Origin of the sequence: Caproiciproducens lactatisolvens (assembly GCF_052443335.1) — a bacterium.
Lineage (GTDB): Bacteria > Bacillota > Clostridia > Oscillospirales > Acutalibacteraceae > Caproiciproducens.
In genome coordinates this window covers 685,811-712,619 of record NZ_CP195750.1, presented here as the reverse complement: position 1 = coordinate 712,619, position 26,809 = coordinate 685,811, and the positions used below count along the sequence as shown (strand labels likewise).

Genomic DNA, 26,809 nt, shown 5'->3' with positions numbered 1-26,809 from the left:
CGGTTTCGTCACATACACTTTTGTATCGCGTCTTCCAAAATCGAAAGGCCCGCATCCAGCTGCGCGTCCGTGATTACGAGCGGGGCCAAAAAACGGACGACATTTCCATAGGTACCCGCGTTTTCAATCAGCAGGCCGTGAGCGGCGCATTCTTTGATCAAGGCTGAAACAAGCGGAGCGTTGGGCTCCTTTGTTTTCTTATCTTTGACAAACTCAATTCCGACCATTCCGCCAAGGCCTCTGACGTCTCCGACAACCGCGTATTTTTCCTTCCATTTATTGAACGTCGTCCGGATTTTCTCGCCGATTTCCAGAGAACGTTCGCACAAACGATCCCTTTCCATGACTTCGATCACCTTCAGGGCCGCGGCGCAGGCAAGCGCGTTTCCGCCAAAGGTTCCGCCGATCACGCCGGCCGGAACCGCGTCCAGAATTTCAGCGCGGGCTGTAATCGCGCTCAGCGGCACGCCGCCGGCGATTGATTTGGCGGAGGTAATGATGTCCGGCTCGCAGCCCGCTTCTTTCCAGTAGCAGCTCGCAAACATTTTGCCCGTGCGCCCAAAGCCCGACTGGACCTCGTCCGCGACCAGAAGGATGCCCTTTTCATCGCAGATTTTGCGAAGCGCTTTCACCCATTCGACCGGCGCGGGGATAAATCCGCCTTCTCCCTGCAGGGGTTCGACCACAACGGCGGCGACCTGATCGGCGGGGGAAGCCTCTTCAAACACTTTGTAGATTTTTCCGATATAGTAATCAATCGCTTCGGTTCCCGTCATATTACCCGGGCATCTGTAAAGATAGGGAAATTCTGCGCGATAAACGCCATCCGGAAAAGGTCCCATCCCCAACGCGTATGATTTCTTTGACGTCATGGCCATCGTCAGCATGGTCCTGCCGTGGAAGGCGCCTGAAAAAACGATGATATTGGGCCGCTTCGTATAGGCCTTCGCAATTTTCACCGCATTTTCATCCGCTTCGGCGCCGCTGTTGGCAAAGAAGGTTTTTTTGACCGCGCCCCTTACGGGAACGATTTCATTCATCTTCTCCGCCAACGCGACATAGCCTTCATGCGTTACAATATTAAACATTCCATGAAAATATTTTCCGGCCTGCTCCCTGACGGCCTCGACCACTTCCGGATGGCAGTGGCCGATATTCAGCACGCCCACGCCGCCGATCCAGTCAAGGAAAAGGTTTCCGTCCAGGTCCTCTATCATGGCGCCCTGTGCCCGTTTCATTGCGCAGGGGTAAACACATCGGATCGCTCCGGGCGTCGCTTTTTCCCTCCTTGCGATCAAGGCTTCGGATTTTTCACCCGGCACGGTTTTTGTAATAATCTTTGGCAGCTCGTCTTTCAGCATTTTGATTCCTCCATAAAATATATCATTTATTCCAGACGTTTTCCAAAACGTCGAAACCTGCGGTAATTCAGTCCGTTCTTCCCATTTTCCCGGAAAAGCCCTGCGGTGTCAGCCGTTACTTCGTCTGGGCTGCTTTGCCGGATTTTTTATTAAAATGTTTTTTCAGCTTATTGGTACCGCTGGTAAATTCCGATTTGCTGTTTAAAACTCCGCCGGGAAGAAAGATCATTACCAGAATTAAGATCCCTGCGTAGATAAACAGCTTATAATTGGCAAGCGATTTTAAGGATTCCATTAAAATCGTAATAAAGAAAGCGCCGAAAATGGGGCCGCTGATAATCCCTGTGCCGCCGAATAAGCTCATCGCGATAAATTCCGTCATCAGATTCTGACCGAACATGGCGTCCGGAGTCAGGATTTTCATATAGTGCGCATAAAAAGCGCCAACTACGCCGGCCATGAACGCGCTGACAACAAAAACCTTGATTTTGGTTCTGGCGATATTTACCCCGATTGCCTCCGCCGCTTCCTGCGATTCGCGAATGGCTTCCATGGCCAGGCCCGTCGGAGATTTTACGATGTAAACGCAGGCGCCTACAATCACCGCGAAAATGATAAGGATTAAATAATAATAAGGGATTTTATCGACGCCGCTGAAGTCGATTCCGGAGATGTTTTCATACGAACGGATCTGCCAGAAGCCGCTGGAGCCTCTGGTCCAGGTCTTGAGGTTTGTAAAGACAAGCCTGACGATTTCCGCCAAAACCATGGTCGCTATGATGATATAAGGCGCCTTTTTCAGCCGCAGGCAGGGGACGGCAATCACGACACTGACCAATGCCGCGCAAACGCCGCCGACCAGAAAGCCGAGCCAGGGGGATGTTCCGGCATACAGGCCGAACATCGCCGTAGCATACGCGCCGATCCCGAAGAAAACCTGATGGGCCATGCTGAAAATCCCAAGATAGCCCGCCACCAGGTTCCAGGAGGAAGTAAGCGCCGCCCAATAAAAGCACATGATGAAAATGTTCAGGAAATAGTTCTGCTGGCTGTTGTCACAAACCAGACGGATCAGGACCGGCAAAATGAGCAGCACCAGGAAAAACGCGGCGGAAGCATTCCTTTTGGACTTTTTATGATCAAATAGTTTCATGATTGTTTCTCTCATATCTAATGTCCCTTCTTTTCAAAAAGTCCATTCGGCTTAAACCAGAACATGAGAATCAGCAGGCTGTAGGCCAGGACATTCTGCCAGTCCGTTCCGATATACTGTACCGCAAAGCTTTCGATCAATCCCAGCAGAAGTCCGGCGACGATGGAACCGCCGATATTGCCGAATCCCCCGATGACGCAGACCACAAAGGATTTCAGCTGAATGCTGGCGCCCATCCAGGGGTTGATCCCGTAAATCGGCGCGAGCAGGCCGCCGGACAGCGCCGTCATCCCGGCGGCTAATCCGAAGGTAAACATATAAATCTTTTTCGTGTCGATTCCCATCAGGGTCGCGGCGAACGTGTTTTGCGAGGTTGCCGAAATCGCCCAGCCAAATCTTGTTTTCCGGATGAAAAGCATGGCGGCGAACATAGCGAGAAACGCCACGATCACAACGATGATCCGCTGAGCCGCCAGGGTAACGCCCAGAAATTTGATAATGGCGTCGTTAAAATAGGGGACGCTTTTATATCTCTCACCGTAAATCAACTGTACGAAATTCTGCAGCAAAATGGATATTCCAAGCGTAATAACAAACGGGGAATTCCCCATGCTGTCCCGTGTCAAAGCCGGCGTAAGGACTGCGCGCTCCAGGATCATCGCCAGAACGGCGGCGACGAGAACCGCAAGAATGACGGCCGGGATTACGGGGACTCCAACCATGGTTAAAAAGGTATATAACAGATAGGCGCCCAGCATATAAAAATCGCCGTGGGCCACATTGATAATCTTTAAAACGCCCCAAATGATGGTCAGCCCCATCCCCAGAACCGCGTAATAGGAACCGGCGACCAAACCGTTGATTAAATTCTGTAAAAAATTTGTCATAATGTCACTCCTTACAGCCCGAGATACAGTTTCTGTATCTTGGGGGACTCCAGCATCTCATGGGCGTTCCCCGACATTTTGATTTCGCCGGTTTCCATAACATATGCCCGATCGGCCGACTGCAGCGCCATATTGGCATTTTGTTCCACGATCAGAACCGTAATGTTTTTTTCCTTATTGATTTTACCGATGATGTCGAAAACAAGGTCGACAATATTGGGGGCCAGCCCTAAGGACGGCTCGTCCAGCATAAGAAACTTCGGATCGGAAATCAAAGCTCTCGCAATGGCGCACATTTGCTGTTCCCCGCCCGACATGGTACCCGCGAGCTGATTCAAACGCTCCTTCAGCCTCGGAAACATATCCATAATCTGCGTGAAGGATTCGCTTTCGGCAACTTTCCCTTTCTTTGTGTAGGCTCCGAGCAATATGTTTTCCCTTACGGTCAGCTCCGGGAAAAGATGCCTGCCTTCCGGTATCAGCGCAATTCCCTTGGAAACAAGCCGATAGGCCGGGACATTCATGATATTTTCGCCGTTCAGCTCGATGCTGCCGGAGCGATTTTTGATGACGCCGCAGATTGTTTTCATCAATGTGGTCTTGCCCGCTCCATTGGAACCCAAAATGGTTACGATTTCGCCATCCCGCACTTCGAGACTGATATCGTACAATACCTGCACATCGTCGTAAAAAGCATTTAAATGGTCGATCTTAAGCATGCTTGACCTCCCTTTTATTTCCCAGATAAGCGCTGATCACATCGGGGTTTTTTATGATCTCCGCCGGTTCGCCTTCCGCGAGCTTTTCTCCGTGGTTCAGGACCAGAATCCTGTGGGAAACGCCCATGACCGCTTTCATAACATGCTCGATCATCAAAATGCTGACTCCGGATTGATTGATGCTTTTGATGATCTCCATCATATCGACAACCTCCGTCGGGTTCAGTCCGCCGACGACTTCATCCAGAAGCAGCAATTCCGGCTTCGTGCTTAACGCCCTGGCAAGTTCGAGCTTTTTTCTCTGGGATACGTTGAGGCTGCCGGCCGGATCATTGATTTTATCTGAAAGCCCGACCTTTTCTATCAAATCATAAGCTTCTTTTTCACAGTCTTTGATAGAGCTTTTCTTTTTCAGGCTCTTGCCATAATAAGCCCCCACCATGACGTTTCCAAGAATGGAAATGTTTTCGAACGGCTTTGTTATCTGAAAGGTTCTCGCGATTCCCATGCAGCAGCGTTTGTCCGGCCGCATGCCGCGCACCGACGTTCCGTTGAAAAGAATCTTTCCGGAATAAGTCTGGTAATAGCCCGTGATGGTGTTGAACAGCGTCGTCTTTCCCGCGCCGTTCGGCCCGATAATTCCTAAGATGCTGCCTCTCTCCAAATCAAATGAAATGTCATTGAGGGCCATAAAACTGTCAAATTTCATTGTGATATTGCGAACGCTTAAAATCATATTTTCTGCCATTTTGTCCTCTTTTCCCAAATCATGTGTCAGCATTGGGCACCGTCCCACAACACTTTGAAGCCGCATCGCAAAAGTTCCCGTAAAGGCTGAACCGATTTTACCGCCCGATTTTTTCACCGCTGCCGAAAGAGCATATCTTCCTCAGAAAATATGCCCTTATCAAGCAGAAGCGGACCAAAATTCTATGGAAAACTCATCCTTGTGAAGGCCACACGACTTTATTGCTTCCGCTGTCGATCTTGCAGATTTTGATCGGAATGAAATCCGCGCCGTCTTTGCCCGTATGGGTCTCAGGATCGAACGAATAGGTTCCTGAGTATCCCTTATGATCAAGGCTCAGCAATGCCTGCGACAATTGCTCCCCTTTTGTGGTTCCGGCCTGTTCCATTGCCTTCAGCACTTTCATCATCATATCGTAGCCCTGAATATTGTCGAGATTGACTTTATCTCCGTTGTGCGCCTTGAGTTTTTCCGCAAATTCCTGAATGCCTTTATCTTCTTCATTGATCAAAAACGGAGTCCAATACAAACCGTTCGCCAGGTCGCCGACCTGACTGACAAATTCTTTCTGAGACGGATAATAAATCGCGAAGTGGGTAGACTCGATTCCGTTTTCCTGATACTGCTTCACAAGCGCGGACCCCGCGGCGGTGGAAGTAAAGCAGGAAACCAGAAGATCGCTTTTCTTATTTTTAATATTGCTCAATACCGAGTAGAAATCCGTTGTATCCATGGGCACGTAATCTTCAGAATCGATCGTATAGCCCGCCTGTGTCAGCAATTCTTTGCAGGCGCCCAAATTGGACCGGCCGTAGTCGGAATCTTCTCCAAGCAGGGCGACCTTTTTATCGCCGGCATCCAGTTTTCCGGATTTGGCCATGTCTATGATCGAATTTGCGATCGCGTTGCCATACGCTTCGCTGTTAAACTCAAATTTGAAGAAATTTTTGTAGCTGTTCGGGTCGGAAACATATTTCTTTGAGATTTCGGTACTTACGCATTCGAGGGTCGCAACACAGATATCGGTGGTTTTGGCGACTTCCATCGCCGCAATGCCGACGGAGCTGTTGATCGTATCGGCCCACAGAAAATCGACATTATCCACGGAAACCAGTTTCTGGCAGTTGGAAAGTCCCGTCGCCGTATTCGTCTGGCTGTCGTAGAAAATCGCTTTCACCTGCTTCTTCGCGCCGTCGACCTGAATACCGCCCGCTTTATTCACGTCGTCAATCGCCATCTGAATGCCGGTATTAATTGCAACGCCTGACTCGGCGCTTGTTCCCGACGTAGGGCCGGATACGCCAATCTTGATCGTATCGCCGCCGGACGCCGCATTGCTTGCCGGCGAGGAAGTCGCACCATTTGTTTGACCGCATGCACCCAAGCTTACGGACAGTGACACTGCCAACAAAATAGATATGATTTTTTTCACTGTTCTTTCCCCCTTAGAGATGGTTGAATTTTTGAAGTCCTGTGTATGATAAAAGCAAAGAGCCTTTATCCGGATGAAGAAAGCCCCTTTGCTTTTAACCGCCAATTCCTGATATTATGATTTTTGTTTTTTTTTGCTGCTGAGATTCTTTTTGATTGAATAAATATACAAATTTAATGAATAAAAAAAGGGCAAAGAAACTCCCGTTTAAGGAATAGCTTCTTTGCCCTCAATTTATAGAATTTAGTGTATGCGTCTTATTTAAGGACGATTATAACAGATCATATGCGGATTGTCAACCGACATGATTGCGAATTATTTTGTGCATATGCACAATTTACAAAAGATCATCCATAAAAATACTCAGATGAATTTTTAGTCTGTCTTCCCAATTTTCCAAATTTATATTACATATTTTTTCAATTTTTCTCAATTGGTAATTGATTGTGTTTCTATGGACAAAATGGGAGCTGGCCAGTTTCTGAATACTTCCGTTCATTTCAAAATACTGCTTTAACAGTTCACAGCAGTTTGTATGGTTCGCTTTATCATATTCGGCAAGCCGGCCATAGGTATTCCTGTAAAAGTCTTTGATTTCATCCTGCGATCCGACTGCCAGAATCAATTTGTAAATAACTTCCTCGTCATATTCCATCATTTCCCGGTTCTTACCGACAGCCAGCTTCAGCATCGCGTTCAGACGTTTATAATAGTCGCTCAGGGATTCAACCGGTAAATTTCTCGGGGAAAAAACCGCGTTCAGCTGAAATTGTTTTGAATACGTCTTTTGAAGTTTCAGAAGGCTCTGTTTGATCGAATCAATTTCCCCTTCGTTATAATTCGCAGATACCATATAAATACGTCTATCCCTTGTAAAAAGGACAAAGGAGGCGTTGATCCTGTTTAAATCCTCGATGAGCTTATCGGTTGCAAGGTTGATACAGTATTCCATTTTCTCTTTCTGGCCGGTCTGCAGAGCCAAAGCGATCAGGCAATATCTGGTCTCCTCTCCAAATCCGTTTCTGGCCAGTATTTTTTTGTATACATCCTGTTCCTTAGGTGAAAAAATAGCATTCTGAACTGCTTCGGAAAGGTTGTCTTCAATCTGCTCTCTCTTCAAAATAGAACGTCCCATGTCATGCATGATATCAACAAGACGAACCTCCCATGGCAGTACAAAAAGCGGGAACCCTACTTTATTGCAGTATTGAATGATCCTGGGAGATATATTCTTTATATAAGGTCCGATATTAATGATCAACCCGCTTATATTCCTGTCATAAAGCTGTTCGCAAAAGGATATCAAGCCTTCTTCATCATGGTTTGCAACGCCGGTAGAAATAACCAACTCATTCTGTCTCTGGAAAGGAATCAGGTTGCTGTTTTCAACAATCTGGACCCAATCCACTAAATTAAAGATTCCTTCTTTTCCCGCAATCAGTTTGAGCTGGTACTTCGGGCCAATTTCAGAATATAATTTCCCCAGTAAAACCGCCATAATGCGCCTCCTTTAAACCATGAAGAGCGGAGGAGCTTCTAACCTTAACCACAACCGGCAATCGGCAGATTTTCATTCCGCTAAGGCTTGGACATAATAAACATAATAAATTAGTATATCACAATTTTACCGAAGAAAGATAAAAGATAATGAAAAAGGACAACAACTTGGTACCGCGGACTCTTGAAAATGCTATGTATGTTAGCGGACTGATGAACGTCTGGAACACAACCCATCAGTCTCGGTTTCCAACATGATCCGCCTTCCAGCTTGGATTTACATAAAAAGGGATATTTTTTGGAAATTATTGTGCATTGAAAGAAAATTTTGCTAACCATATAATTAAAATGAATAAATTATAAACAAGGAAGAGAATAAAGGTGGAACTATGAAAAGGTCAGCAAAATTTACCTCGGTTCTTTTAGCATTTGCCATTCTCATCAGCAGCCTTTCCAATGTGGCCGTGTATGCGGCGGCCAGTGATTTTCAAATCGACAGCAACGGGGTCCTCGTCAAATACAACGGCCCCGGCGGCGCCGTCACGATTCCCGACAACGTTACCTCCATTGGGGCCAGCGCGTTTTCTTATGATCACGCCCTCACCTCTGTAACAATTCCTGACAGCGTTACCTCCATCGGGGCCAATGCGTTCCGGCAATGCGACAGCCTGACTTCCGTCACGCTGGGGGACGGGCTTCAGAGCATTGGCTCTTCCGCTTTTGTGAACTGCATCGTACTCAAAGACATTGTACTTCCGAAGAGTCTTACCGAAATCGGGGAAGGTGCATTTTCCATGAACCACACTCTCTCTTCCATCGTGATTCCGGACGGTGTCACTGTGATTGCGAATCAAATGTTTGAGAACTGCGGCAACCTTGCCTCCGTTACCCTTGGAAGCCGTGTGACCCGTATTGGCGGCTCTGCCTTTGCAAACTGCAGTTCGCTTACCAGCATCGCGATTCCGGACAGTGTCACGGAAATCTGGAGCAACGCCTTCGACTACTCCGGCCTGACATCCATCACTTTGCCGAAGGGCCTGACGGAAATTCAAAGCGGCACGTTCCGGAATTCAAAACTGACGAGCATCGATATTCCGGAAGGAGTGACGAGCATTGACGATTACGCTTTCTCCTATTGCGCCGACCTTGCGAGCGTCACCCTCCCCCCGACGCTCACGAAATTCGGGACAGAGGCGTTTTACCAAACCAAATGGCTGCGGGATTACCCCTCCGACTTTGTTGCCCCCAATGGGATTTTAATTTATTATAAGGGAAAAAGCGGAGAGGTTACCGTCCCGGGCGAAATACATACGATCGGTTCCGACGCTTTTTCAGGCAATCTGTATCTGACCCACGTCACGCTCTCCGAAGGCGTAACGGAAATCAGCGACAACGCGTTTGAGCGCGACGCCAACCTCACCGGGGTTACTTTTCCGGAGAGCCTGACTAAAATCGGCACAAAAGCCTTTTCGGATTCCGGCCTGACCTCAGTCGTTTTGCCGAGCCGGCTGACCAGCCTCGGCAGCGGCGTTTTTTCTGACTGCGCGTCCCTGAAAAGCGCGTCCGTCCCCGCGAGTCTACAGCAGCTCGGATACGGCACCTTTTCCCACTGCACCTCCCTTGAAAATGTACAGCTTGCGAAGGGTCTGAAAGAGATTGGCGGTTATGCCTTTGCAAGCTGCGGCGCCCTCAAGTCCGTCACGCTGCCGGACGGCCTGCTGTCCATTGGCGAGAGCGTATTTTCGTACTGTAACGGCCTTACGAAAATCACCCTTCCCGATACGGTGACCAGCCTGGGCGGCAGAGCTTTTGAGAACAGTTCCCATCTGAACAGCGTGACCCTGTCCCCCAGACTGACTTCCATCAATGCCTGGACCTTTTTATCCTGTTACTCCCTGAATACGCTTGTGATCCCGGACGGCGTAAAGCGGATTGAAAGCGGCGCTTTCATAGGCAGCGCGATACACAGTGTTACGATTCCTGCAAGCGTTACCTACATCGACTCCAATGTGTTCAGCAGCGATATGACACCTGCCGTTTCAGGCTATGACGGAACCATGGCGCAGTCTTTTGCCAATACGCGCCAATATCGCTTCGTTTCCCTCGGTCCGGTGCTGAGCCCGGCAAAGACCTTCCGTCTGGATACTACCGGTACCTATGACTTCGGCCAAAGGGACACCTACACCTATCTGGTGAAAACCAGTTCCTCCACAGTGCCGACCGCGTATTCCAGCGATTCGGCCGCGGTTTCCGTCAGTTATGTGCAGAAGGCTGCCGGCGGGTATCTGTTCCGAATCACACGGCTGAAACAGGGTCTGTCCGTCATTACAACGCGCATTGGCGACGAAGGAGCTTCCTTTACGGCGGTGGCCGGCCCGTCTGTCCGCTCGGATACGACGGCTCCCTTCACGGTGAAGGAAGGCGCTTCCTACACCTTTAAACTCACCGTACTCAGTACCAGTACGGCCACGCCGCAGTTCTCGGTAGAAAACGGCAATGTTCTAAAAGCTCAATATGTCAGTAAAAGCGGCCGCGACTTCTACTACAAAATCACGGCGATCGGCCAGACCGGCGACTCCTCGCAGATTTTCGCAAAACTGCCCGGGGAAGACAGTGTGTCCTGCACCGTTACGATCGCTCCGACAAACGATTTTATAATCGACAGCAAAGGCGTCCTGACAAAATACAAAGGCCTCGGCGGCAACGTCATCATCCCGAAAGGGGTTACGGCTATCGGAAAACAGGCATTTGACGGCACCAATGTTACAAGCGTCGTGATTCCCGATACCGTGACCAGTATTGGGGATTACGCGTTCGATTTCAGTAAGCTTAAAAGCGTTACGATTCCAGACAGCGTCACCAGCATCGGAGTTTCCTCCTTCGGATACTGCAACGACCTGACTCAAGTGACGCTTCCGAAAAACCTGACGGAAATTCCAGACTACGGGTTCGAATATTCCCCGATCAAAAACCTTGTGATTCCGGATTCCGTCACGAAGATCGGCGCGCACGCGTTCGAGGACTGTACCGCCCTGACCTCCGTTACTTTGCCGAACCAGCTGAAAACCATTGGAAACAACGCCTTTGCGGGCAGCGCGATCGCCGCCATTACTCTTCCGGACAGCGTGACCTCCCTTGGAGCCGGCGCGTTCGACGGCTGCGAGGACCTTTCTCAGGTCGTACTCTCAAAGCAGCTTAAAGAAATCGGGGACAAAACGTTTAACGGCACGCCGATCACGGAAATCGGCATTCCGGACGGCATATGGAAAATCGGCAAAAATGCGTTCTATGGAAGCAAATTAAAGAGCGTCACCCTGCCGGACAGCGTGACTGAACTGGGAACGGAAGCGTTTTCCCATTGCCAGAATCTCACCGATATTACACTTTCCAGGAAATTGAAAGCGATTCCGGAAAATGCCTTCTATTACTCCCGCCTCACCGGAATCACGATTCCGGAGGGCGTTGTCAGCATTGGGAAATCCGCTTTTCAGGAATGTTTTTCTCTGAAAAGCGCCTCGATCCCGGACAGCGTCATCAGCATCGGCGACAGCGCTTTTTACGACTGCGGCCAACTGGCTGAGGCGAACCTCCCCAAATATCTGACCCAAATAGCCCCGGGAGCGTTTAAAGACACGAAACTGTCCGCCGTCACGATTCCCGATAAAGTAACGTCCATCGGAGCGGAAGCGTTTCACGGCGCCCCGCTGACCAGCCTGACCATTCCGGGCAGCGTGACCGAAATCGGGGATCGGGCCTTTTACGGTTGTTCCGTTCTGGCCTCCGTCACGCTGGAAAGCGGGCTATCCGGCATAGGGGACGCTGCTTTTTACGGTTGCCCGTCGCTGGCGGAGGTGGTGCTCCCGGACAGCGTTACCCATCTTGGAAGCGGTGTTTTCGGCGGATGCAAGTCCCTCACATCCGTTACGCTGTCCAGCCAGCTTTCAGAAATCCCGGATTCTGCTTTTTCCGGAACAGCGATCACCGACTACACCGTGCCGGAGGGCATCACCCACATCGGGGCCCACGCGTTCAACAACCAGAAACTCAAGAGGGTCGCTTTACCCTCCAGCCTGCGGGAAATCGGCGACTGGGCGTTTGCGAACGATCCCCTCACCGAAATCACTTTGCCGGACGGCCTGAACAGAATCGGGTCCTATGCCTTCGTAGGCACCGGACTGTCGGAGATCGTTTTCCCGGACCAGCTCAGGGAAATTGACGACCACGCATTTTACAACTGCCTGAATCTTACCGGCGTGACCATGTCGCCGGGCGTGACCGACTTTGGGGATTCCATCTTTAAAGGCACCCCCTGGGATCAGAACTTCACAGGCGATATGATGATCTTCAACGGCGTCCTCTTTTCCTACCGCGGAAGCGCGGCTTCGGTCGTAGTTCCGGATGGGATTACGAAGATCGGCGACAGCGCTTTCCGAAACGACACGACGCTCACACAGGTGACTTTGCCGGAGGGCCTGACGGAGATTGATGACAACGCTTTTTTCCAGTGTACGGATCTGACCACCGCCGCCTTTCCCGAAAGCCTGAAGCACATTGGCGCATCCGCATTCAGCTCTACAAAAATCACGGAAGCGATTCTTCCCGAGGGGCTTGTGCACCTTGGAGACAACGCATTTTCAGGCTGCAAATCGCTTCAGAAAACCTTCCTCCCCGCGGGCCTCACGGAATTCGGAAAGGATACGTTCTCCGGCTGCGATAACCTGACGACTGCCGCCATCGAAGACGGCATTCAAACCATCGCTCCCGGTACGTTCCAATTCTGCTTCAATCTCAACGGCGTCGTTCTTCCGGACAGTATCACCAGCATCGGCTCGTCCGCCTTTGAATGGTGCGAAAATCTGACCGAGATCCACATTCCGAACCGCCTGACCGAAATTCAAGCCTTCACCTTCTCCGGCTGTCTGCGCCTGACCGATATCACGCTGCCGGAAACCGTCACCAGCCTCGGCGAACTGGCTTTTTACAACTGCTACGCCTTTGACACCATTACCATCCCGAAGAGTGTCACTTTCATCGATCCCAACGCATTCCAGAATGCCTTTGTGCAGCCCCCGTTCAACGGGATCACGGAGACGACGGGGCTGGTCATCCGGGGTTATGAAAACACGGCGGCACAGACTTTCGCGAACTCCTATGGGATCAAGTTCATCTTTATCGGCACGGCTCCTACCCCATCCAAGCACTTCGGCCTGGACACTGAAGGGACTTACGATTTCGGCGACCGGAATACTTACTGCTACATGGTCTGGACCTCTTCCTCCACCGTCCCGAAGGTTTCTTCCAGCAACCCGGCAGCGGTCACTGTGCGTTTTGAAAAGCAGACCCCCGCCGGTTATCTGTTCCGCATCAATCGCCTTGCGCAGGGCACTTCTGAGATTACTACGACGATCGGTTCCGAAAGCATTTCCTTCACGGCGAAAGCGGGCCCCTCGGTACGGTCGGACACGACGATGGCGTTTACTCTGAAAAAGGGGATGACCTATACATTCAAAATGACCGTACTCAGCGCCAGCACCGCCGTTCCGCAGTTCTCAGTGGGCAACGGCGCGGTGTTCCAGACACAATACGTCAGAAAATCCGGCAGCGACTATTACTTCAAAATCACCGCCACCGGAAATTCCGGAGCCGAGACCGGAATCTACACCACAATGCCCAGCGAAAACGCCGTGAGACATTGTGTTGTGAAAATTGCTTAATCATTCGGCCGGAGTAATTGTACCCTGCCCCGCGAACAATTTATAATCCCCCAAACAAAATAAAGAAAGAAAAGCCAAGGATTCCAGCGCTCTCTGACGAAGAGAAGTTGAAATTTTTGGCTTTATCTTTTGGTCGTTTTGATGAGAAAGATCAAAAAGAACTATTATATTGAAACTCAACCCAATGATGAATTCTTACAGTTGCCGTCGTTCAAAAAGGGATTCCCGCAAGCCGGCAAAAAAGCACATGACAGAATTGTTGTTTCAAATCATATAGCCTCTTATCAGCTTAACAAGGTCGTCATATCCCGAAAGGAAAGTAGAAATCGTATTGCGGAAGCCGCCGTATTTTTCAAACTCTTCGGGCTTCATTCCGTTTTTATCAAACGATTTGTGGAATTCTGACAGCTTATTCAGCTCATTTAGATATTTCGGATTCACCGGCTCATCTATACGGTTCTTTACTTCAATATTGCATGCGTTGATCTTTTTATGCCACGCGTAATTGACCGTCATGGCGAGGTCGCCGCCGATCAGCTGTGACCAGTGGTAATGGTTGCGGTTCGCTGCGGACAGAAGCCTTGTCGTATAGCCTCGTTCTTTATAAATCCGGTAGGCCTCCTTGATGACGGCAACTCCGGCCCATTCCAGACATTCCGGATCAAGAACGAGATTTTCATTTTTTACATACTCTTTCAGCCAGTCATCCGTCCTGCCGATCATAATGGTACAAACAGGCGACATGTCCTCGACCGGAAGGTTTTCTTTTCTTCTTCTTTCCAATCCGCGCTCCACTGCTTCGGCCACAGCCACAGCCTGAGCTACGGTAAAGGAGACCGTTGCGTTGATGCTCACGCCGTGGCAGGTAGCTTCTTCCATCGCTTTGATGCCAGCTTTTGACGCGGGCATTTTCACCTGCATGTTTTTGCCGAGGGAATTAAGAAATATAGCCTGCTCCAGCATTTTATCCGCATTCCTGTAATACTTCGCGTTTACCTGAATGGAAAGCCTTCCTTTTTTCCCTTTGTATTTTTCAAATACCGGAAGAAGCTTTTTCGACCGCTCACGGCCCGCCTCATAGATCAGGCCCCATGCAATGTCGTCTTCCGTCGCGTCAGGCATCTCAGCCAGAAGCTCTTTGATCTTTTTTTCCCAAAAAGGAAGCTCTTCTTTAATGACCGCGCCAACAATAATCGGATTGCTTGTAGCGCCTACAATCCCGCGTTCCAGACCGTAGTTCAGTTCTTCTTCGCCGCAGGAGTCCATCCAGACATCCGTATTGGGAAATCGAACGGCGGTTTCGTGCAGTTTTCCTTTATACTCACTCATCTCTTTACCTCCGGCTATTCTATAATTTCATAGTCCATCATCTTTGCAAACGCTCTCATGATATCTCTGTATTCGCCATACACCATCGTGACATGGTGCGCAAGTCCCGTGTACACTACCGTGTCTATCACCTCCGTGATATGCTGTTCGAATTTTACCTTGGCGTAAGTGCCGCAAAGCTGTTTTTCCATATCGACCGCTTCCCCGGCGGCAACGAACATCCTTGTTTTTCCGCGGGCGGTGTCGATACGCATCATGTTTACATGGCCGCTTTTCATAACAAAGCCTGCAGTCACGCCCTTTCCGCCTGCAAAATAGGTATCGAGCGTTCTTTCGCATTTGCCGTCCCAAAGATTGAGCGGTGCGACGCCACAGTGCCACATCAGGGCAAAATCCTCTTTCAGGTCAACCTGGGAAAGGTCGGCGAGGAACGGCGTCTCAGCGCCCATAGCCCTGGCAGCCAGCATGGAGAGGGTCCCCTCTATGTCCCCCTCGCAGCCGAGGATCATTCCGCGGGACTGCAGGATGGACATGGTTGCGCACGGCGACACACCATAGTTTGCCGCGTATTCCGGCCAACAGCGGATGGCGGCGGCGGTGAGCTGATATTTTTGCATAAATTTCGCCGCGCTCACGCACAGACGCGCAACATTCTCAATCTGTCTATCGGTAAGCTCTTTACAGTTAAAGAGTCTGAGAATTTCTTCCCTCTCCTTTTTTACTTCGCTGTCGTCAACCGGCTGGGAAAACATATCGGAAATTTCAAAATGATCGATCAGGATACCCGTTTTCCGGTAAACGTCCAGATCGTCGGTTCCCACGTTGAAGAAACCATGCGCCCGATAGCCCACAAGCCCGACCCTCGCGTTTTCGACCGCAGCTTTTACCCGCAGCGCCGCAAGCCACGTCTTGTCGATGCTTCCGCCGATGATGCAGGTATAATGGTCGTTCCCCGCCTTATAGAGATTGGAGGCGTTCAGGTTCAGACCGCATACGGAATTGAGGCGGATTTTTCCTCCGTCATAGGGAAGCTCGTCGAACGCCCACAGCAGGATAGGTTTTTTTATGTATTTATTAAAGATCAGGGCCAGATGACCTAAATGGAAAGTGCCGCTGATGATTACAAGACCGTCCACATTATTCTTCAGCATCTTTTGGGCAGCGCTCTCAGCGTCCTCTATTTCGATTACCGCCTGCTCTTCAAATATCCATTCGACATCCGGTATTTTCTTCAGGTCCTCCATCGTTTTGTTATAAATTTCCTGGGCTGTTTTATAATCGTAGGTTGTCCTGGTCAGACATACTACTCCCACTTTAACCTTTTGCATATTTCGTTCCCCCTTTTCAGTGTGTCAGGACTGAACCGTACTGTCCCACGCTTTACGGAATACGTCGATGCCGTAAGCGGTGAACGGATGCTCAAAGCTCGCCTTGTAAACGTCAAGCCCGCAGGTCACGATATCCGCGCCTATTTCGGCATAATCGCCGATCTGCTTTCCGTTGCGGACCGCCGCCACAATGATCTCCGTCTTAAAATCAAAGGTCCTGTAAATTTTAACAATCTTCGCGATATATTCCAATGCGTCGTCTCCGCTGTTTTCTTTCCAGCCCACAAAGGGAGAAACAAATTTTGCCCCGAGCTTTCCGACGGGGATTGCCTGAGACGGAGAGAACACAAGCGTGACGTTGGTGCGCACATTCATTCCCTCCAGCTTCCTTGCGGCAATAAGGCCCTGCTCCGTACAGGGGACTTTAATAACATAATTCGGGGAATAGGAGGAAATCTCCTTTGCCGCGGCGATGATGTCCGCCGCTTTCTCCAGATGCGGATTAATTTCGAAGGACACAGGGAACCGATCGGCGCCCTCCAGCCCATTTTTCCTGATCCAGGCCGCCACATCCTTTACAATCTGCAGAAAAGGCTTCCCGCTCAGCTTAATATGCTTCGGGTTGGTGGTAACGCCGTCGATCCCGTAGTTTTCATAAGCGTATTGAATTTCGTCCAGCTTTGCACTGTCTAAAAAATATTTCATTCTTTTCCCTCCGTCTGTTGATAAATTTCCTCTTCAATATTTTTCACCTGCTCGCGCGCACCCCTGAGGAACTTCTGCCGCCATTCCTCCAGATTCTGGGTAAATTCCATATGCAGAAAGACATCGGCCATTTCACAGCCGAGAACCTCTCCGATGATCCAGCCGCCCATGGTCAGGATGTTCGCGTCGTTGATCGCGCGGCATTTTTCCGCCGCATAGGTACTTTCGCAGGCTGCCGCATAAACGCCCTTGAATTTGTTTGCAACAACGGACATGCCCATGCCCGTTCCGCAAATCAGAATCCCGCGCTCAAATTCGCCGTCCTGTATCTTTTTTGCGGCAACAGGAGCGACCTCGTAAAACGTCATTCCTTTTTCCAGGCTTTGCGTTCCGCAGTCCTCTACCTCATACCCCTGTTCGCAAAGATGGGTTTTGATTGCTTCTTTCAGCGTAAAACCCGATTTATCTGAGCCGATAATAATCTTTTTCAATGTCTTTTCCTCCTTAGCCTAAAATGAGGATGTCTTCCGTCATGACTGTTTTCCCGTTTATTTCAAAAGTAAGGTAAGGATAATCGCCTGTATGGGTCAGGCTTTCAAATCCGTCTTTCGTAATAAAAATGGTATTTTCCGACTTGGTACCCTGCACGGAAGGATTCCACGCATATACTTCATTTTCCCGGATGATGTGGGTACTGCCGCTTACGGCTTTCAGCTCTCTGGCGGCATAACCGGTCAGTCCCCCCTGATGATGGAACTTCCATTCATCCGCATACCCTTTTTCCGCATACGCTGCAAGCGCCGAACCAAACACGCTGCCCACTGTTCGCCCCGGCAGCGTATTTGCCGCAAAAACCGCATCCACATACGCGGAAACCTTCTGCCGCTCTCTCATTTTGTTTCCGGGGTCTTTCAGAGCTGCGAGCCTTGTCGCGGAAGCGATCAGCCCGCCCCTGCGGGCACAGACGGCGATCAGCGCATAATTTTTCAGGACCGCCCCCGCTGGCACGGGATGCCTGTACCGAAGCGCTCTTTCGTCAAAACCGATCAGCAAAGTGATCGGTTCCAGATTGTCCGCCCAGAATTTCCGGGCAAGCTGTCCGGCCAGTTCATACTCGGTAATGCCGGACCTGAGCGTACGGCAGACCGCTTCCAGGTCCTTCGCCGCAGTCTGGCAAATATCGCGGTAACGTTCAATATCATAGGCGCTCATCCGCGTGCGCGCATCGAACAGTTCCTTTTCAACCTCACCGGCATCCAATCTTTTTCCGGAGCCGCAGATTTTGTCAAGAATTTTACTTCTCTCTCCCGGCTCCTGCCAGGGATACTCTTTTACGGTCACAAGAGGATTTCCCCCAAGCTGCTCATTATAAAGGCGGGCTGCCTCAATATTTTCCGCCACCAGATAAGTCCTGTCCTTTGTGACCACAACAGTACCGCAGGCCGCGGTGGAAGCGGTGCCAATAAAGCCGCGGCCCCCTGTCAGCCAGCTGAAATCGTTCTGATTGCTCAGCAAAAGCGCTTCAGCGCCCTTGTCCCGGAGAATTTCCCGCAGGACCTGCTCCTTTTCTTGAAAATCAGCAATCTGATTTTTGTCCAGCATTCAATTTCCTCCTGTCCTTCATGGCTATTGCTCTTTCGGCGGCTTCCACGATGTTTCGGGCCTTGAGTCCATATTTTTCTTTCAGGAATTCGGTCAGTCCGACTTCGCCGAAATGATCTTTTACGCCGACCTTTTGAAGCGGTACGGGAAAATGCTCACTCAGGCAGTCCGCAACTGCGCTGCCGAGCCCGTTGATTACGGTATGATTTTCCGCCGTGACCACCGCACCGGTTTTACGGGCGCTTTCCAGCAGCAGCCCGGTGTCCAGGGGTTTTACCGTATGGATATTGATGATTTCCGCATCGATTCCTTTTTCGCCAAGCAGCCTTCCGGCTTCCATTGTCTCCGCGACCATAATGCCGGAGGCAACGAGGGTCACGTCCCGGCCGGCCTTCAGGACAATGCCTTTACCCAGCTGGAATTCGCAGTCGTCCTCGAAAATTCTGACCGCGTTTCTCCGGAGCAGGCGGATATACACCGGACCGTCATGGTACATAATCTGCGGAAACGCTTTTTTCAACTGGGCGCTGTCCGTGGGCTCAAACACCGTCATTCCGGGGATATTGCGCATAATGGCAACGTCCTCCATGCTCATATGAGTTCCGCCGTTCAGTTCCGCGGTCACGCCCGGATCGCTTCCCATCATCTTTACATTCAGCTTCGCGTATGCAACCGATAACGTGACCTGATCGCAGACGCGGCGGGTCGAGAACGGTGTAAAGGTATGCGTAAAAGGGATTTTGCCCATAGCCGCCATTCCCGCAGCTACTCCGATCATATTCGCCTCCGCAATACCGACGTCAAAGGTCCTTTCCGGATACTTTTCGGCAAAACGTTTTGTACCGGCCGCAAGCATCAGGTCCGCCTCAACAAGAACCAGCCTCTCATCCTTTTGCGCATATTCCATCAGCAGATCCACATAGGTTTCACGCAGCCATCTGTTTTCCAGTTCCATGTTATGCTTCCTCCCGATCCAGTAAATCTACCGCTTCTCTCCACATCTCCGGCGTAATCTGCATATTGTGGGACTTTACCATGTTCTCGCAGAAATATGCGCCCTTGCCCTTAATGGTGTTGAGCAGAATCATAGAGGGCCTGCCCGGTATTTTTTTCGCGTTGTCGACGGCATTCAGAATTTCCTGAATATTGTGCCCGTCCACCGATTGGACGTGCCAGCCAAAAGCCTCCCATTTTTTATCCAGGGGATACAGCCCGTTGACGCTTTCAATCATCCCGTCAATCTGCATTTTATTGTAGTCGGTAAACGCAATCAGATGGTCCAGCTGCCTGCTGGCGGCAAACATGGCGGCCTCCCAGATCTGGCCTTCCTGGCTTTCGCCGTCACCGATAATCGTATAGACAAACAGGTCTTTATGTTCCATGTTTGCCGCCGCGGCCATACCGACCGCCGCCGAGAATCCCTGTCCCAGCGAACCGGTGGTCATATCGATCCCGTTCGTCAGGTTCCGGTCGCAGTGGCTGGGCAGATGGGTATTCGGTCTGTTCAGCGTAGCCAGCTCGCTTTTTTTCAGAAAGCCCTTCAGAGCCAAAGCGGCATAGACTGCCGGTCCGCCATGCCCTTTGGACAGTACGAAACGGTCGCGATCCTCCATTTTCGGGTTTTCCGCGTCGATCCGCATAATGTCGAAGTAAAGGGCGGAAAGTACCTCGCAGATGGAAAGGCAGCCTCCGATATGCCCTACCCCGAGCTCTCCGATTTCCTGTATCGTCAGCTTCCGGATTTCATCCGCTTTCTCCTGAAGCATTTGTACCTTATTACTCATGATTGTGGCTCCTTTAATTGATCTGTGCGAACCTTACAGAATGGATCTCAGAAGTCCGCACACGGTTTCCTCATTCATTTCGGCAGGCGTCAGCTGGATAATTGCCGCATTTAAACCCACTTTTGCAATATGCGGTATATCGGATTCCCTGACCCCGAGCTGATGAAGACGCACGGGCATTTTCATGCTTTCCATCAAATGCTCAACCGCATCTGCAAATTCATTGATCTCCGAATAGCCGAGGTAACGCATGAGCTTCTCCATTTTTTCCTTTGCCTGTTTGTAGCAGAGACGTATAAACGCGGGTAGCGTTATGGAGCAGGCGGTCCCGTGGTTGGCCCCGAATTCCGTCGTGAGCGGGAAGCTCAGCGCATGAATGCCGGTGGTCCTTGTCTGGCTGAACGCGACCCCCGCTGTCAGGCTCGCCAAAATCATCGACGCGCGCGCTTCCTTGTCGGACGGCGTGTCATAAGCTTTTTTGATGTTTTTCAGAACCAGTTCCAGCGCGCCCAGCGAGAGCATATCGCATAAAGGCTGCGACTCTTTGTTCCAGTAGGCTTCTATTGCATGGCAGAACGCGTCCATTCCGGTAGAGGCGGTGACGGCGGGCGGAAGGGTATAAGTGAGCTCGGGATCGATCATTGCGCAGTCCGCCCAGAAGCAGTCGTTTACCATCGGCATTTTGATCCCGGCCCTCTGATTGGTAAACACGCCGACGTTTGTAACTTCACTTCCGGTACCTGCCGTTGTAGGTATCAGAATCAGCTGTGCTTTCCTTGATTCAAGCACACGGTTTCCGCCGGCGTAGTAATCGTAGATACTTCCCGGATTGGTCACAAGGCAGGAAACAATTTTGGAAACATCCATTGCACTTCCGCCGCCCAGCCCGATCACGCAGTCCGCCTGAATTTCCCGGGCGGCCCGCGCCGCTTTATCCACACTTTCACAGGATGGGTTTGGCTCGATTTCACTGAAATACACAGTGTTCTTTTCAGTCATAGCATCGCCCAGCGTTTTTGCCACGCCGGACTTATAAAGGAAGGGATCACAAATCAGGAGGACGCTGTTCCCTTTCACATATTGGTTCAATTCTTTTGTTATGCCGTTTCCAAACCGGATATTAACCGGCATATAAAAACTGAATTGTTCTTTCATTTTTCTTTTACTCCTTCCGTCACGGTATTTTGCTGAAATTGGCTTTTTTTCTTTTGCTCCAGAAGAATTCCCAGAGCTCCGAGAAGGACTACCGCCATACCACCATATTGCATCGGTACCAGCCTTTCACCGAAAGCCATGTAGGAGACCAGCGCCGCCACAACCGGCATCAGCAGCAGAAAGACCTTTACGATCCATACGGGAAAACGTCTGAGGTTATCATAGTAAACGATATAAATCAGGGATTGGCCAACAGAGCATATCAGCAGTATCACAATAATAAATGCGTTGCCGCCGATTTTTGCAAGCTGCCGGAAATCCCCGGTAAACAGCGCAGACAGCGCGAAGAGCGCCATGGTGATAAAATTGTTATAGAACGCAACCACATGATCGCTTACCGCGCTTACTTTGCTGGTCTGTACGCTTTTGATCAGGAAAGCGTTGATAGATACGAACAGGGCGCTGAGGATGAAGAAAATATTGCCCGCATCGCCCAAATGGAAACTGGAAAAATTGATCCCCATCACCAGAAAGACCCCGAAAAGCATTATCATGGAACAGGCCCAGTCCGCACGGGTAAACCTGTATTTATAAATCAGCACCGAAATGATATTTACAAACAGAACATCACATTTCAAAAGCGCGGTACCGCTGCCCGCCGGAGAAACCGAGAGGCCGATAAAAGCGGTCAGGTCCAAAAGATAGCCGAACCCTCCTATCAGAAACAGCCTTTTGGTTACCCCTTTTGTGTGGAACAGATCCGTAAACTTTCCCTCGGCCAGCATGATAGCCGCCAGAATCATCATGGTGATAAAGCGAACTACAATTCCTACTGAAAAAACCGACAAAACTCTGACAGCTCTTTGGGTGGCGACATAGTAAACGCCCCAGATTACTGAAAGCAAAAGCAACGATGTTACAGATTTTAGTTTCATGATTTTTCTCCTCAAAATTTTATCGATTTCGATACAATTCGGCAGACATGAGGAAAATTTTGCACTTCCCTCAAACTTCTTCCTGTGCCACCTGATATTCGTTCTCCATGATCATCATAGCGGCTCCGACCGCACCGATATTATCCTGCGCCTTGATGCATTTGACGCTGAAATTTTCAATGAGCGCGGAGGGCACACTGTCCTGAATCACACCATAGACCATATTGGAGAAGACCTCTCCGCCCATCCCGCTTTTGCTCGCAATAATCACCTGCTTGGGATTAATGGCTGCCAGCGCCATCGCAAGGCTTTCGCCTAAATAAGCAGCCGTTTCTTTCATCAGGTCCACGGAATCGGGATTTCCCTGCAAAGCGGACTCCACAAACATGCTCATAGAAAAGCGGTCCATATCGCCCTGAACCATCTCTTTGATATCGGCAAAATATCCGCATTCCATCCGTTCTATGATTTTGGTCTTAATCGCTTTGAAGGAAGCCTCCGTATCCAAGCATCCTCTTTTGCCGCAGGAGCAGTAACGGTAACCGTTTACCAGCCGGACATGGCCAATTTCACCCGCTGTCCCATTATTGCCGGAATACAGCTTATTGCCAATGATCATACCCATCCTGAGACCGTATTTCATGGAGAGCAGGACAAAATCGTCCGCTCTTTCCCCATACTCCATCCAGCGGTAGGCTATCGTCATGGTGTTGATGTTGTTTTCAATAATGACCTTATAGCCGAATTTTTCTTCGATCATCCGTTGAATGGGGATGTTCCTCCATCCGTTGATATATGCGTACTCCACCCCGAGTCCTTTTTCCTTGTTCACATAGCCCGGCAAACCGAGGCCGATTCCCAGGACCTTGGACTTATCTTCCCCCACGAAGTCCAGCGCACGTCGAATGGCGGCTTCAATCTTTTCAAGGATGCTCTCAGGCGTATCTGTTGAATACAGCCTGTCATTTACAGAAAAAATGACCTGAAAGGCAAAGTCCACCACCACACAGTTCAGGCTGTCCGCGTTGAACTCCACGCCAATGAAATATTGCCCATCCGGACAGATATGCAGCCATGTGGGCCTGCGGCCCACCCGGACAGAATCGCAGTCTTCCTCAACGAGCAGTCTTTTTTCAATTAAGTCATTGATTGTATTCAGCACAGTTGTCATACTGTAGCCGGTCCTCTTTTTGACTTCATGCCTTGAGATCATTTCGTTGTACCGGACTGTACTGATTATTTTATTTCTTTTCAGGTCTTTTCTGCTCTCTACGATTCCCTGTTCCATGGTACTGCCTCTCTTTGCTTTTTTCATAATTATAAATTAATTATGATGAATTTTGAATAGTCCACAAAGAATTTCTTTCATTGGGCATTATTCTGACGCTCAACCCAAACCTTTTCAATCGTCTTCTTACCACCACTTGATCTGATCGGTAATATACTGCCGCTTTGCGATAAAATCAGGACTGGCGACATTTCTCGGCCTGGGAAGATCAATCACGGTTTCTTCTTTAATGTGTGTGGGCTTATTGGAGAGGATCAGACAGCGTTCCGCCATATAGACCGCTTCTTCAATATTGTGCGTAATAAAAATAATGGTTGTTTTTTCTTTCTGCCAAAGCTTGATCAGTTCATCCTCCAGCTTAAAGCGAAGCTCGATGTCGAGCTGGCCGTAGGGTTCATCCATCAGCAGCAGCTCCGGATGCACTGCAAAAGCTCTTGCGATAACCACTCTTTGCAGCATACTGGCGGAAAGCTGTTTTGGATAGTAATCGCGGAATTTAGTCAGGCCGACGATTTCCATCACTTCTTCCGCCCGCTTTTTTTGATCCGCTTCAGGTACCTTTTTAATATTCAGGCCAAACCGGACGTTTTGTTCCACGGTCAACCACGGCATTGTGGAATATTCCTGGAAAATGTAAGCGATGTTGTGCTTTTTCAGATTCACCGGTTCGCCGTCAATATAAATTTCGCCCGCGGTAAGCTCGTTAAGTTTGGTCAGGCTGTTGAGAAAGGTCGTTTTGCCGCAGCCAGTCGGTCCGACAATACATAAAAACTCTCCTTTTTTCACTTCAAAGGATATATCATCCAAAACAAGCAAATCACCGAATTTTTTTGTAATGTGGTCTGCCTTTACTTTGATTCTGTCTTCAGCCACTTGAACTCCCCCTTCCGTTTAAAGTGTCTTGTCCACTATATTGGTGATTTCTTCCCTAAGACGTAAAAATTCAGGGTCCACATAGTCTCTCGGACGTTTCATGGTGATATTGTATTCACACTTTACACTCGCGGGGCAGTTTGTGAGTACGACGATCCGATCAGCCAGATACAGCGCCTCCTCAATATTGTTTGTAACAAAGATCGCGGTCCTTTTTTCGGATTCCCAGATACGGACAAGCTCTTCCTGCATCAGGTACCTTGTCTGAGCATCCAGGTGGCCGAACGGCTCGTCCATCAGCATCACGACCGGTTCGTTGCAGTACGCCCGGGCAATGCCGACGCGCTGCTGCATCCCTCCGGAAAGTTTGACCGGATAGGAGTTCTCAAATCCTTCCAGACCGACTAATTTAATATAATGGGCCGTCCTTCTTTCTCTCTCCGCTTTTGATATTCCTCTTACCTTCGGCCCGAACTCCACATTTCCCTTGACGGTGAGCCAGGGAAACAGCGCCGTCGTCTGGTAAACCACTCCGCGTTCGGGATCCGGTTTGTTCACTTCCTTATTATTAACGGTTATTTTTCCGGAGGTAACGGGCTCAAGTCCCGCAATCAGGTTCAGCAGAGTGGTTTTACCGCACTGACCGGGGCCAAACAGAACGAGAAATTCATTTTCCTTCACCTTCAGTGAAAAGTTATCGGCAACCTTAAGGGTTCCCCGTTCCGTTGTAAACTCCTTTGTGACGTTTTCACAGTCGATAATAAAATTATCCTTTATACTCCCCTGTTGTTCCATGCGCATAGCCTGGCCTCCGCTTCTCTCATAATAATGGCAAGGATAAACCCTACAATACCGATCGCAAGGATTCCCACCAGAATCTGTGTTGTGTCGTTCGTCTGCATTCCGCCGAAAATCAGCCATCCGACTCCTTCGGAGGAACGAACCATTTCAGCCGCCACAACCGTTGCCCAGCTACTGGAAAGCGCAATCTGCAGGCCGGCGAAAATGTACGGAACGGAAAAAGGGATTACAATCTTGGTAAAGAGCTGGCGGTTGTTGGCCCCCAACATTTTAGCGGCCCCGACCAGAACCGGATCAACCGCTTTCGCACCCGCATATGCGTTTTGGGTGACATTTGTGAACGCCGCTAAAAAGATCAGGAAGAATTTCGTCATCTCACCGATTCCGAACCACAGGATGGAAAGCGGAATCCACGCGATCGGAGGAATCGGGCGGATGACCTCAAAAATCGGACGGAAAATCGCTTCGATCGTCCGGTTCCAGCCCATTCCCATTCCTAAGGCGACTCCCGCAACACAGGCCACTACATAAGCAAGCATTACACGTTCCAGGCTCCAGAAAATATGCCCGATCAGCGTATACTGGCCAATATTGGAGTAGCAATCCTTAACAAAATCCTGAAACACCACGACCGGTGTCGGAAGAAGCTTTCCAACTGCCGTACAGGCCGCGCCGTATTGCCAAAGCAGGATAAACAGCAGGATAGAGACAGCCCCGGCGATGACTTTTGTCATATTTTTCGATTTAAGCCTTTTTCCCATTACTGTTCTCCTCCTTTCAGCACGATCTTTTCAATCACGGAAAGCAGCTGCCCAAGCAGGGCACCGATCGCGCCGATGGAGATCATACCGACGATAATAACGTCCGGGCGGGATAAGCCTCTGCACTGCTGAATCATAAATCCGAGCCCTTTTGTAGACGCAAGCAGTTCTGCGGCGACCAGCGCGGTCCATGCGGAACCAAGCGCAACTCTGCACGCCGTCATGACCATGGGCATCGCCGTAGGGACCGCGATCTTAAAAAGCAGCTGCATGTTGGAGGCGCCGAATGTCTGCCCGACCCACAGATGAACTGCTCTTGTCCGTTTGATTCCCGAATAAGCGTTCACAATACACGGAACCAAAGCGGAAAGGAAAATGACCGCGGCCTTGGAGGCAATCCCGATCCCGAGAAAGATGATCATGAGAGGGATCCAGGCGATACCGGGAACAGGTCTCAGCAGGTCAAACAGGGGACGGAAAAACATGTCGATCTTTTCGCTCCATCCCATCAGTATGCCTAACGGAATGCCGATCAGAAGCCCGAGGAAGTAGCCCAGCAGGGCAACCTGAAGACTTGCTCCGATATGCTGCGGCAGGGTGGCGCCGTCAGGGTTAACATCATACATTTTAATAAAGAAGGTTCTGACAACCTTAAGCGGACTTGGAAAAATAGAAGAGGGAAACATTTTTAATATATCTGTGACAAGATACCACACGAATATAACGATAACTACGGA

Annotated in this window: 22 protein-coding genes; 1 reads left to right on the top strand and 21 read right to left on the bottom strand. The window is 49.9% G+C overall.

The window, feature by feature from the left end; genetic code table 11:
- Positions 1 to 8: 8 nt before the first annotated feature.
- From ACRQV7_RS03470 to ACRQV7_RS03440, 7 genes are all read right to left on the bottom strand, one after another.
- Complete coding sequence (locus ACRQV7_RS03470) at positions 9 to 1,361, bottom strand: aspartate aminotransferase family protein (protein ID WP_444659464.1); 1,353 nt, start codon at positions 1,359 to 1,361, stop codon at positions 9 to 11.
- Positions 1,362 to 1,476: 115 nt separating this feature from the next.
- On the bottom strand, positions 1,477 to 2,514 hold the full coding sequence (locus ACRQV7_RS03465) for a branched-chain amino acid ABC transporter permease (protein ID WP_275716334.1): 1,038 nt from the start codon (positions 2,512 to 2,514) through the stop codon (positions 1,477 to 1,479).
- Positions 2,515 to 2,531: 17 nt separating this feature from the next.
- Positions 2,532 to 3,401, bottom strand: a complete 870-nt coding sequence (locus tag ACRQV7_RS03460; RefSeq protein ID WP_275716332.1) for a branched-chain amino acid ABC transporter permease — start codon at positions 3,399 to 3,401, stop codon at positions 2,532 to 2,534.
- A gap of 11 nt (positions 3,402 to 3,412) precedes the next feature.
- Positions 3,413 to 4,120, bottom strand: coding sequence for an ABC transporter ATP-binding protein (locus ACRQV7_RS03455; protein ID WP_275716330.1), 708 nt, complete (start codon positions 4,118 to 4,120; stop codon positions 3,413 to 3,415).
- On the bottom strand, positions 4,113 to 4,868 hold the full coding sequence (locus ACRQV7_RS03450) for an ABC transporter ATP-binding protein (protein WP_444659462.1): 756 nt from the start codon (positions 4,866 to 4,868) through the stop codon (positions 4,113 to 4,115). Before ACRQV7_RS03450 ends, ACRQV7_RS03455 begins: the two co-directional genes overlap by 8 nt.
- A gap of 193 nt (positions 4,869 to 5,061) precedes the next feature.
- Positions 5,062 to 6,300 carry an ABC transporter substrate-binding protein gene (locus ACRQV7_RS03445; RefSeq protein ID WP_444659461.1) on the bottom strand — a complete coding sequence of 413 codons (1,239 nt, stop codon included), beginning with the start codon at positions 6,298 to 6,300 and terminating at the stop codon, positions 5,062 to 5,064.
- Positions 6,301 to 6,637: 337 nt separating this feature from the next.
- Positions 6,638 to 7,798, bottom strand: a complete 1,161-nt coding sequence (locus ACRQV7_RS03440) for a PucR family transcriptional regulator (protein WP_275716324.1) — start codon at positions 7,796 to 7,798, stop codon at positions 6,638 to 6,640.
- A 388-nt stretch (positions 7,799 to 8,186) separates the two neighbouring features.
- On the opposite strand from ACRQV7_RS03440, the gene ACRQV7_RS03435 reads away from it, so the two are divergent.
- Positions 8,187 to 13,511, top strand: a complete 5,325-nt coding sequence (locus tag ACRQV7_RS03435; protein WP_444659460.1) for a leucine-rich repeat domain-containing protein — start codon at positions 8,187 to 8,189, stop codon at positions 13,509 to 13,511.
- Positions 13,512 to 13,775: 264 nt separating this feature from the next.
- On the opposite strand, the gene ACRQV7_RS03430 is transcribed toward ACRQV7_RS03435, so the two are convergent.
- The 14 genes from ACRQV7_RS03430 to ACRQV7_RS03365 form a co-directional block, all read right to left on the bottom strand.
- The gene (locus tag ACRQV7_RS03430) at positions 13,776 to 14,840 is read right to left on the bottom strand and encodes a transaldolase family protein (RefSeq protein ID WP_444659459.1); all 1,065 of its coding nucleotides are present in this window, start codon (positions 14,838 to 14,840) and stop codon (positions 13,776 to 13,778) included.
- A gap of 14 nt (positions 14,841 to 14,854) precedes the next feature.
- Positions 14,855 to 16,168: an L-fucose/L-arabinose isomerase family protein gene (locus tag ACRQV7_RS03425; RefSeq protein WP_444659457.1), complete on the bottom strand. Its 1,314-nt coding sequence runs from the start codon at positions 16,166 to 16,168 to the stop codon at positions 14,855 to 14,857.
- Between the two features lie 24 nt (positions 16,169 to 16,192).
- Positions 16,193 to 16,873: a transaldolase family protein gene (locus ACRQV7_RS03420; protein WP_444659456.1), complete on the bottom strand. Its 681-nt coding sequence runs from the start codon at positions 16,871 to 16,873 to the stop codon at positions 16,193 to 16,195.
- Positions 16,870 to 17,364 carry an RpiB/LacA/LacB family sugar-phosphate isomerase gene (locus tag ACRQV7_RS03415; RefSeq protein WP_444659454.1) on the bottom strand — a complete coding sequence of 165 codons (495 nt, stop codon included), beginning with the start codon at positions 17,362 to 17,364 and terminating at the stop codon, positions 16,870 to 16,872. Before ACRQV7_RS03415 ends, ACRQV7_RS03420 begins: the two co-directional genes overlap by 4 nt.
- Positions 17,365 to 17,377: 13 nt before the next feature.
- Positions 17,378 to 18,475 (bottom strand): M24 family metallopeptidase, encoded by a 1,098-nt coding sequence (locus ACRQV7_RS03410; protein WP_444659453.1) that lies wholly within the window; start codon positions 18,473 to 18,475, stop codon positions 17,378 to 17,380.
- The gene (locus ACRQV7_RS03405) at positions 18,450 to 19,430 is read right to left on the bottom strand and encodes a transketolase family protein (RefSeq protein WP_444659452.1); all 981 of its coding nucleotides are present in this window, start codon (positions 19,428 to 19,430) and stop codon (positions 18,450 to 18,452) included. The genes ACRQV7_RS03410 and ACRQV7_RS03405 overlap by 26 nt, the downstream gene beginning before the upstream one ends.
- Before the next feature lies 1 nt (position 19,431).
- Entirely contained in the window at positions 19,432 to 20,259 is an 828-nt protein-coding gene (locus ACRQV7_RS03400) for a transketolase (protein WP_275716307.1), read from the bottom strand.
- Between the two features lie 33 nt (positions 20,260 to 20,292).
- Positions 20,293 to 21,414: an iron-containing alcohol dehydrogenase family protein gene (locus ACRQV7_RS03395; RefSeq protein ID WP_444659450.1), complete on the bottom strand. Its 1,122-nt coding sequence runs from the start codon at positions 21,412 to 21,414 to the stop codon at positions 20,293 to 20,295.
- On the bottom strand, positions 21,411 to 22,349 hold the full coding sequence (locus ACRQV7_RS03390; RefSeq protein ID WP_275716303.1) for a DMT family transporter: 939 nt from the start codon (positions 22,347 to 22,349) through the stop codon (positions 21,411 to 21,413). Before ACRQV7_RS03390 ends, ACRQV7_RS03395 begins: the two co-directional genes overlap by 4 nt.
- Before the next feature lie 70 nt (positions 22,350 to 22,419).
- Positions 22,420 to 23,637 (bottom strand): ROK family protein, encoded by a 1,218-nt coding sequence (locus ACRQV7_RS03385; RefSeq protein ID WP_275716301.1) that lies wholly within the window; start codon positions 23,635 to 23,637, stop codon positions 22,420 to 22,422.
- Between the two features lie 126 nt (positions 23,638 to 23,763).
- A complete protein-coding gene (locus ACRQV7_RS03380) occupies positions 23,764 to 24,510 on the bottom strand; it encodes an ABC transporter ATP-binding protein (RefSeq protein ID WP_275716299.1) in 747 nt (248 codons plus the stop codon).
- A gap of 18 nt (positions 24,511 to 24,528) precedes the next feature.
- Positions 24,529 to 25,311 carry an ABC transporter ATP-binding protein gene (locus tag ACRQV7_RS03375; protein ID WP_442868007.1) on the bottom strand — a complete coding sequence of 261 codons (783 nt, stop codon included), beginning with the start codon at positions 25,309 to 25,311 and terminating at the stop codon, positions 24,529 to 24,531.
- On the bottom strand, positions 25,284 to 26,072 hold the full coding sequence (locus ACRQV7_RS03370; RefSeq protein WP_275716297.1) for an ABC transporter permease: 789 nt from the start codon (positions 26,070 to 26,072) through the stop codon (positions 25,284 to 25,286). Before ACRQV7_RS03370 ends, ACRQV7_RS03375 begins: the two co-directional genes overlap by 28 nt.
- A complete protein-coding gene (locus tag ACRQV7_RS03365) occupies positions 26,072 to 26,698 on the bottom strand; it encodes an ABC transporter permease (RefSeq protein ID WP_329494111.1) in 627 nt (208 codons plus the stop codon). Before ACRQV7_RS03365 ends, ACRQV7_RS03370 begins: the two co-directional genes overlap by 1 nt.
- Positions 26,699 to 26,809: the final 111 nt, after the last annotated feature.

Excerpts from the sequence above, each read along its gene's own strand:
- ACRQV7_RS03470 (WP_444659464.1), bottom strand. The coding sequence starts at position 1,361 with ATGCTGAAAGACGAGCTGCCAAAGATTATTACAAAAACCGTGCCGGGT.
- ACRQV7_RS03465 (WP_275716334.1), bottom strand. The coding sequence starts at position 2,514 with ATGAAACTATTTGATCATAAAAAGTCCAAAAGGAATGCTTCCGCCGCG.
- ACRQV7_RS03460 (WP_275716332.1), bottom strand. The coding sequence starts at position 3,401 with ATGACAAATTTTTTACAGAATTTAATCAACGGTTTGGTCGCCGGTTCC.
- ACRQV7_RS03455 (WP_275716330.1), bottom strand. The coding sequence starts at position 4,120 with ATGCTTAAGATCGACCATTTAAATGCTTTTTACGACGATGTGCAGGTA.
- ACRQV7_RS03450 (WP_444659462.1), bottom strand. The coding sequence starts at position 4,868 with ATGGCAGAAAATATGATTTTAAGCGTTCGCAATATCACAATGAAATTT.
- ACRQV7_RS03440 (WP_275716324.1), bottom strand. The coding sequence starts at position 7,798 with ATGGCGGTTTTACTGGGGAAATTATATTCTGAAATTGGCCCGAAGTAC.
- ACRQV7_RS03435 (WP_444659460.1), top strand. The coding sequence starts at position 8,187 with ATGAAAAGGTCAGCAAAATTTACCTCGGTTCTTTTAGCATTTGCCATT.
- ACRQV7_RS03430 (WP_444659459.1), bottom strand. The coding sequence starts at position 14,840 with ATGAGTGAGTATAAAGGAAAACTGCACGAAACCGCCGTTCGATTTCCC.
- ACRQV7_RS03425 (WP_444659457.1), bottom strand. The coding sequence starts at position 16,168 with ATGCAAAAGGTTAAAGTGGGAGTAGTATGTCTGACCAGGACAACCTAC.
- ACRQV7_RS03420 (WP_444659456.1), bottom strand. The coding sequence starts at position 16,873 with ATGAAATATTTTTTAGACAGTGCAAAGCTGGACGAAATTCAATACGCT.
- ACRQV7_RS03410 (WP_444659453.1), bottom strand. The coding sequence starts at position 18,475 with ATGCTGGACAAAAATCAGATTGCTGATTTTCAAGAAAAGGAGCAGGTC.
- ACRQV7_RS03405 (WP_444659452.1), bottom strand. The coding sequence starts at position 19,430 with ATGGAACTGGAAAACAGATGGCTGCGTGAAACCTATGTGGATCTGCTG.
- ACRQV7_RS03400 (WP_275716307.1), bottom strand. The coding sequence starts at position 20,259 with ATGAGTAATAAGGTACAAATGCTTCAGGAGAAAGCGGATGAAATCCGG.
- ACRQV7_RS03395 (WP_444659450.1), bottom strand. The coding sequence starts at position 21,414 with ATGAAAGAACAATTCAGTTTTTATATGCCGGTTAATATCCGGTTTGGA.
- ACRQV7_RS03390 (WP_275716303.1), bottom strand. The coding sequence starts at position 22,349 with ATGAAACTAAAATCTGTAACATCGTTGCTTTTGCTTTCAGTAATCTGG.
- ACRQV7_RS03385 (WP_275716301.1), bottom strand. The coding sequence starts at position 23,637 with ATGGAACAGGGAATCGTAGAGAGCAGAAAAGACCTGAAAAGAAATAAA.
- ACRQV7_RS03375 (WP_442868007.1), bottom strand. The coding sequence starts at position 25,311 with ATGCGCATGGAACAACAGGGGAGTATAAAGGATAATTTTATTATCGAC.
- ACRQV7_RS03370 (WP_275716297.1), bottom strand. The coding sequence starts at position 26,072 with ATGGGAAAAAGGCTTAAATCGAAAAATATGACAAAAGTCATCGCCGGG.
- ACRQV7_RS03365 (WP_329494111.1), bottom strand. The coding sequence starts at position 26,698 with ATGTATGATGTTAACCCTGACGGCGCCACCCTGCCGCAGCATATCGGA.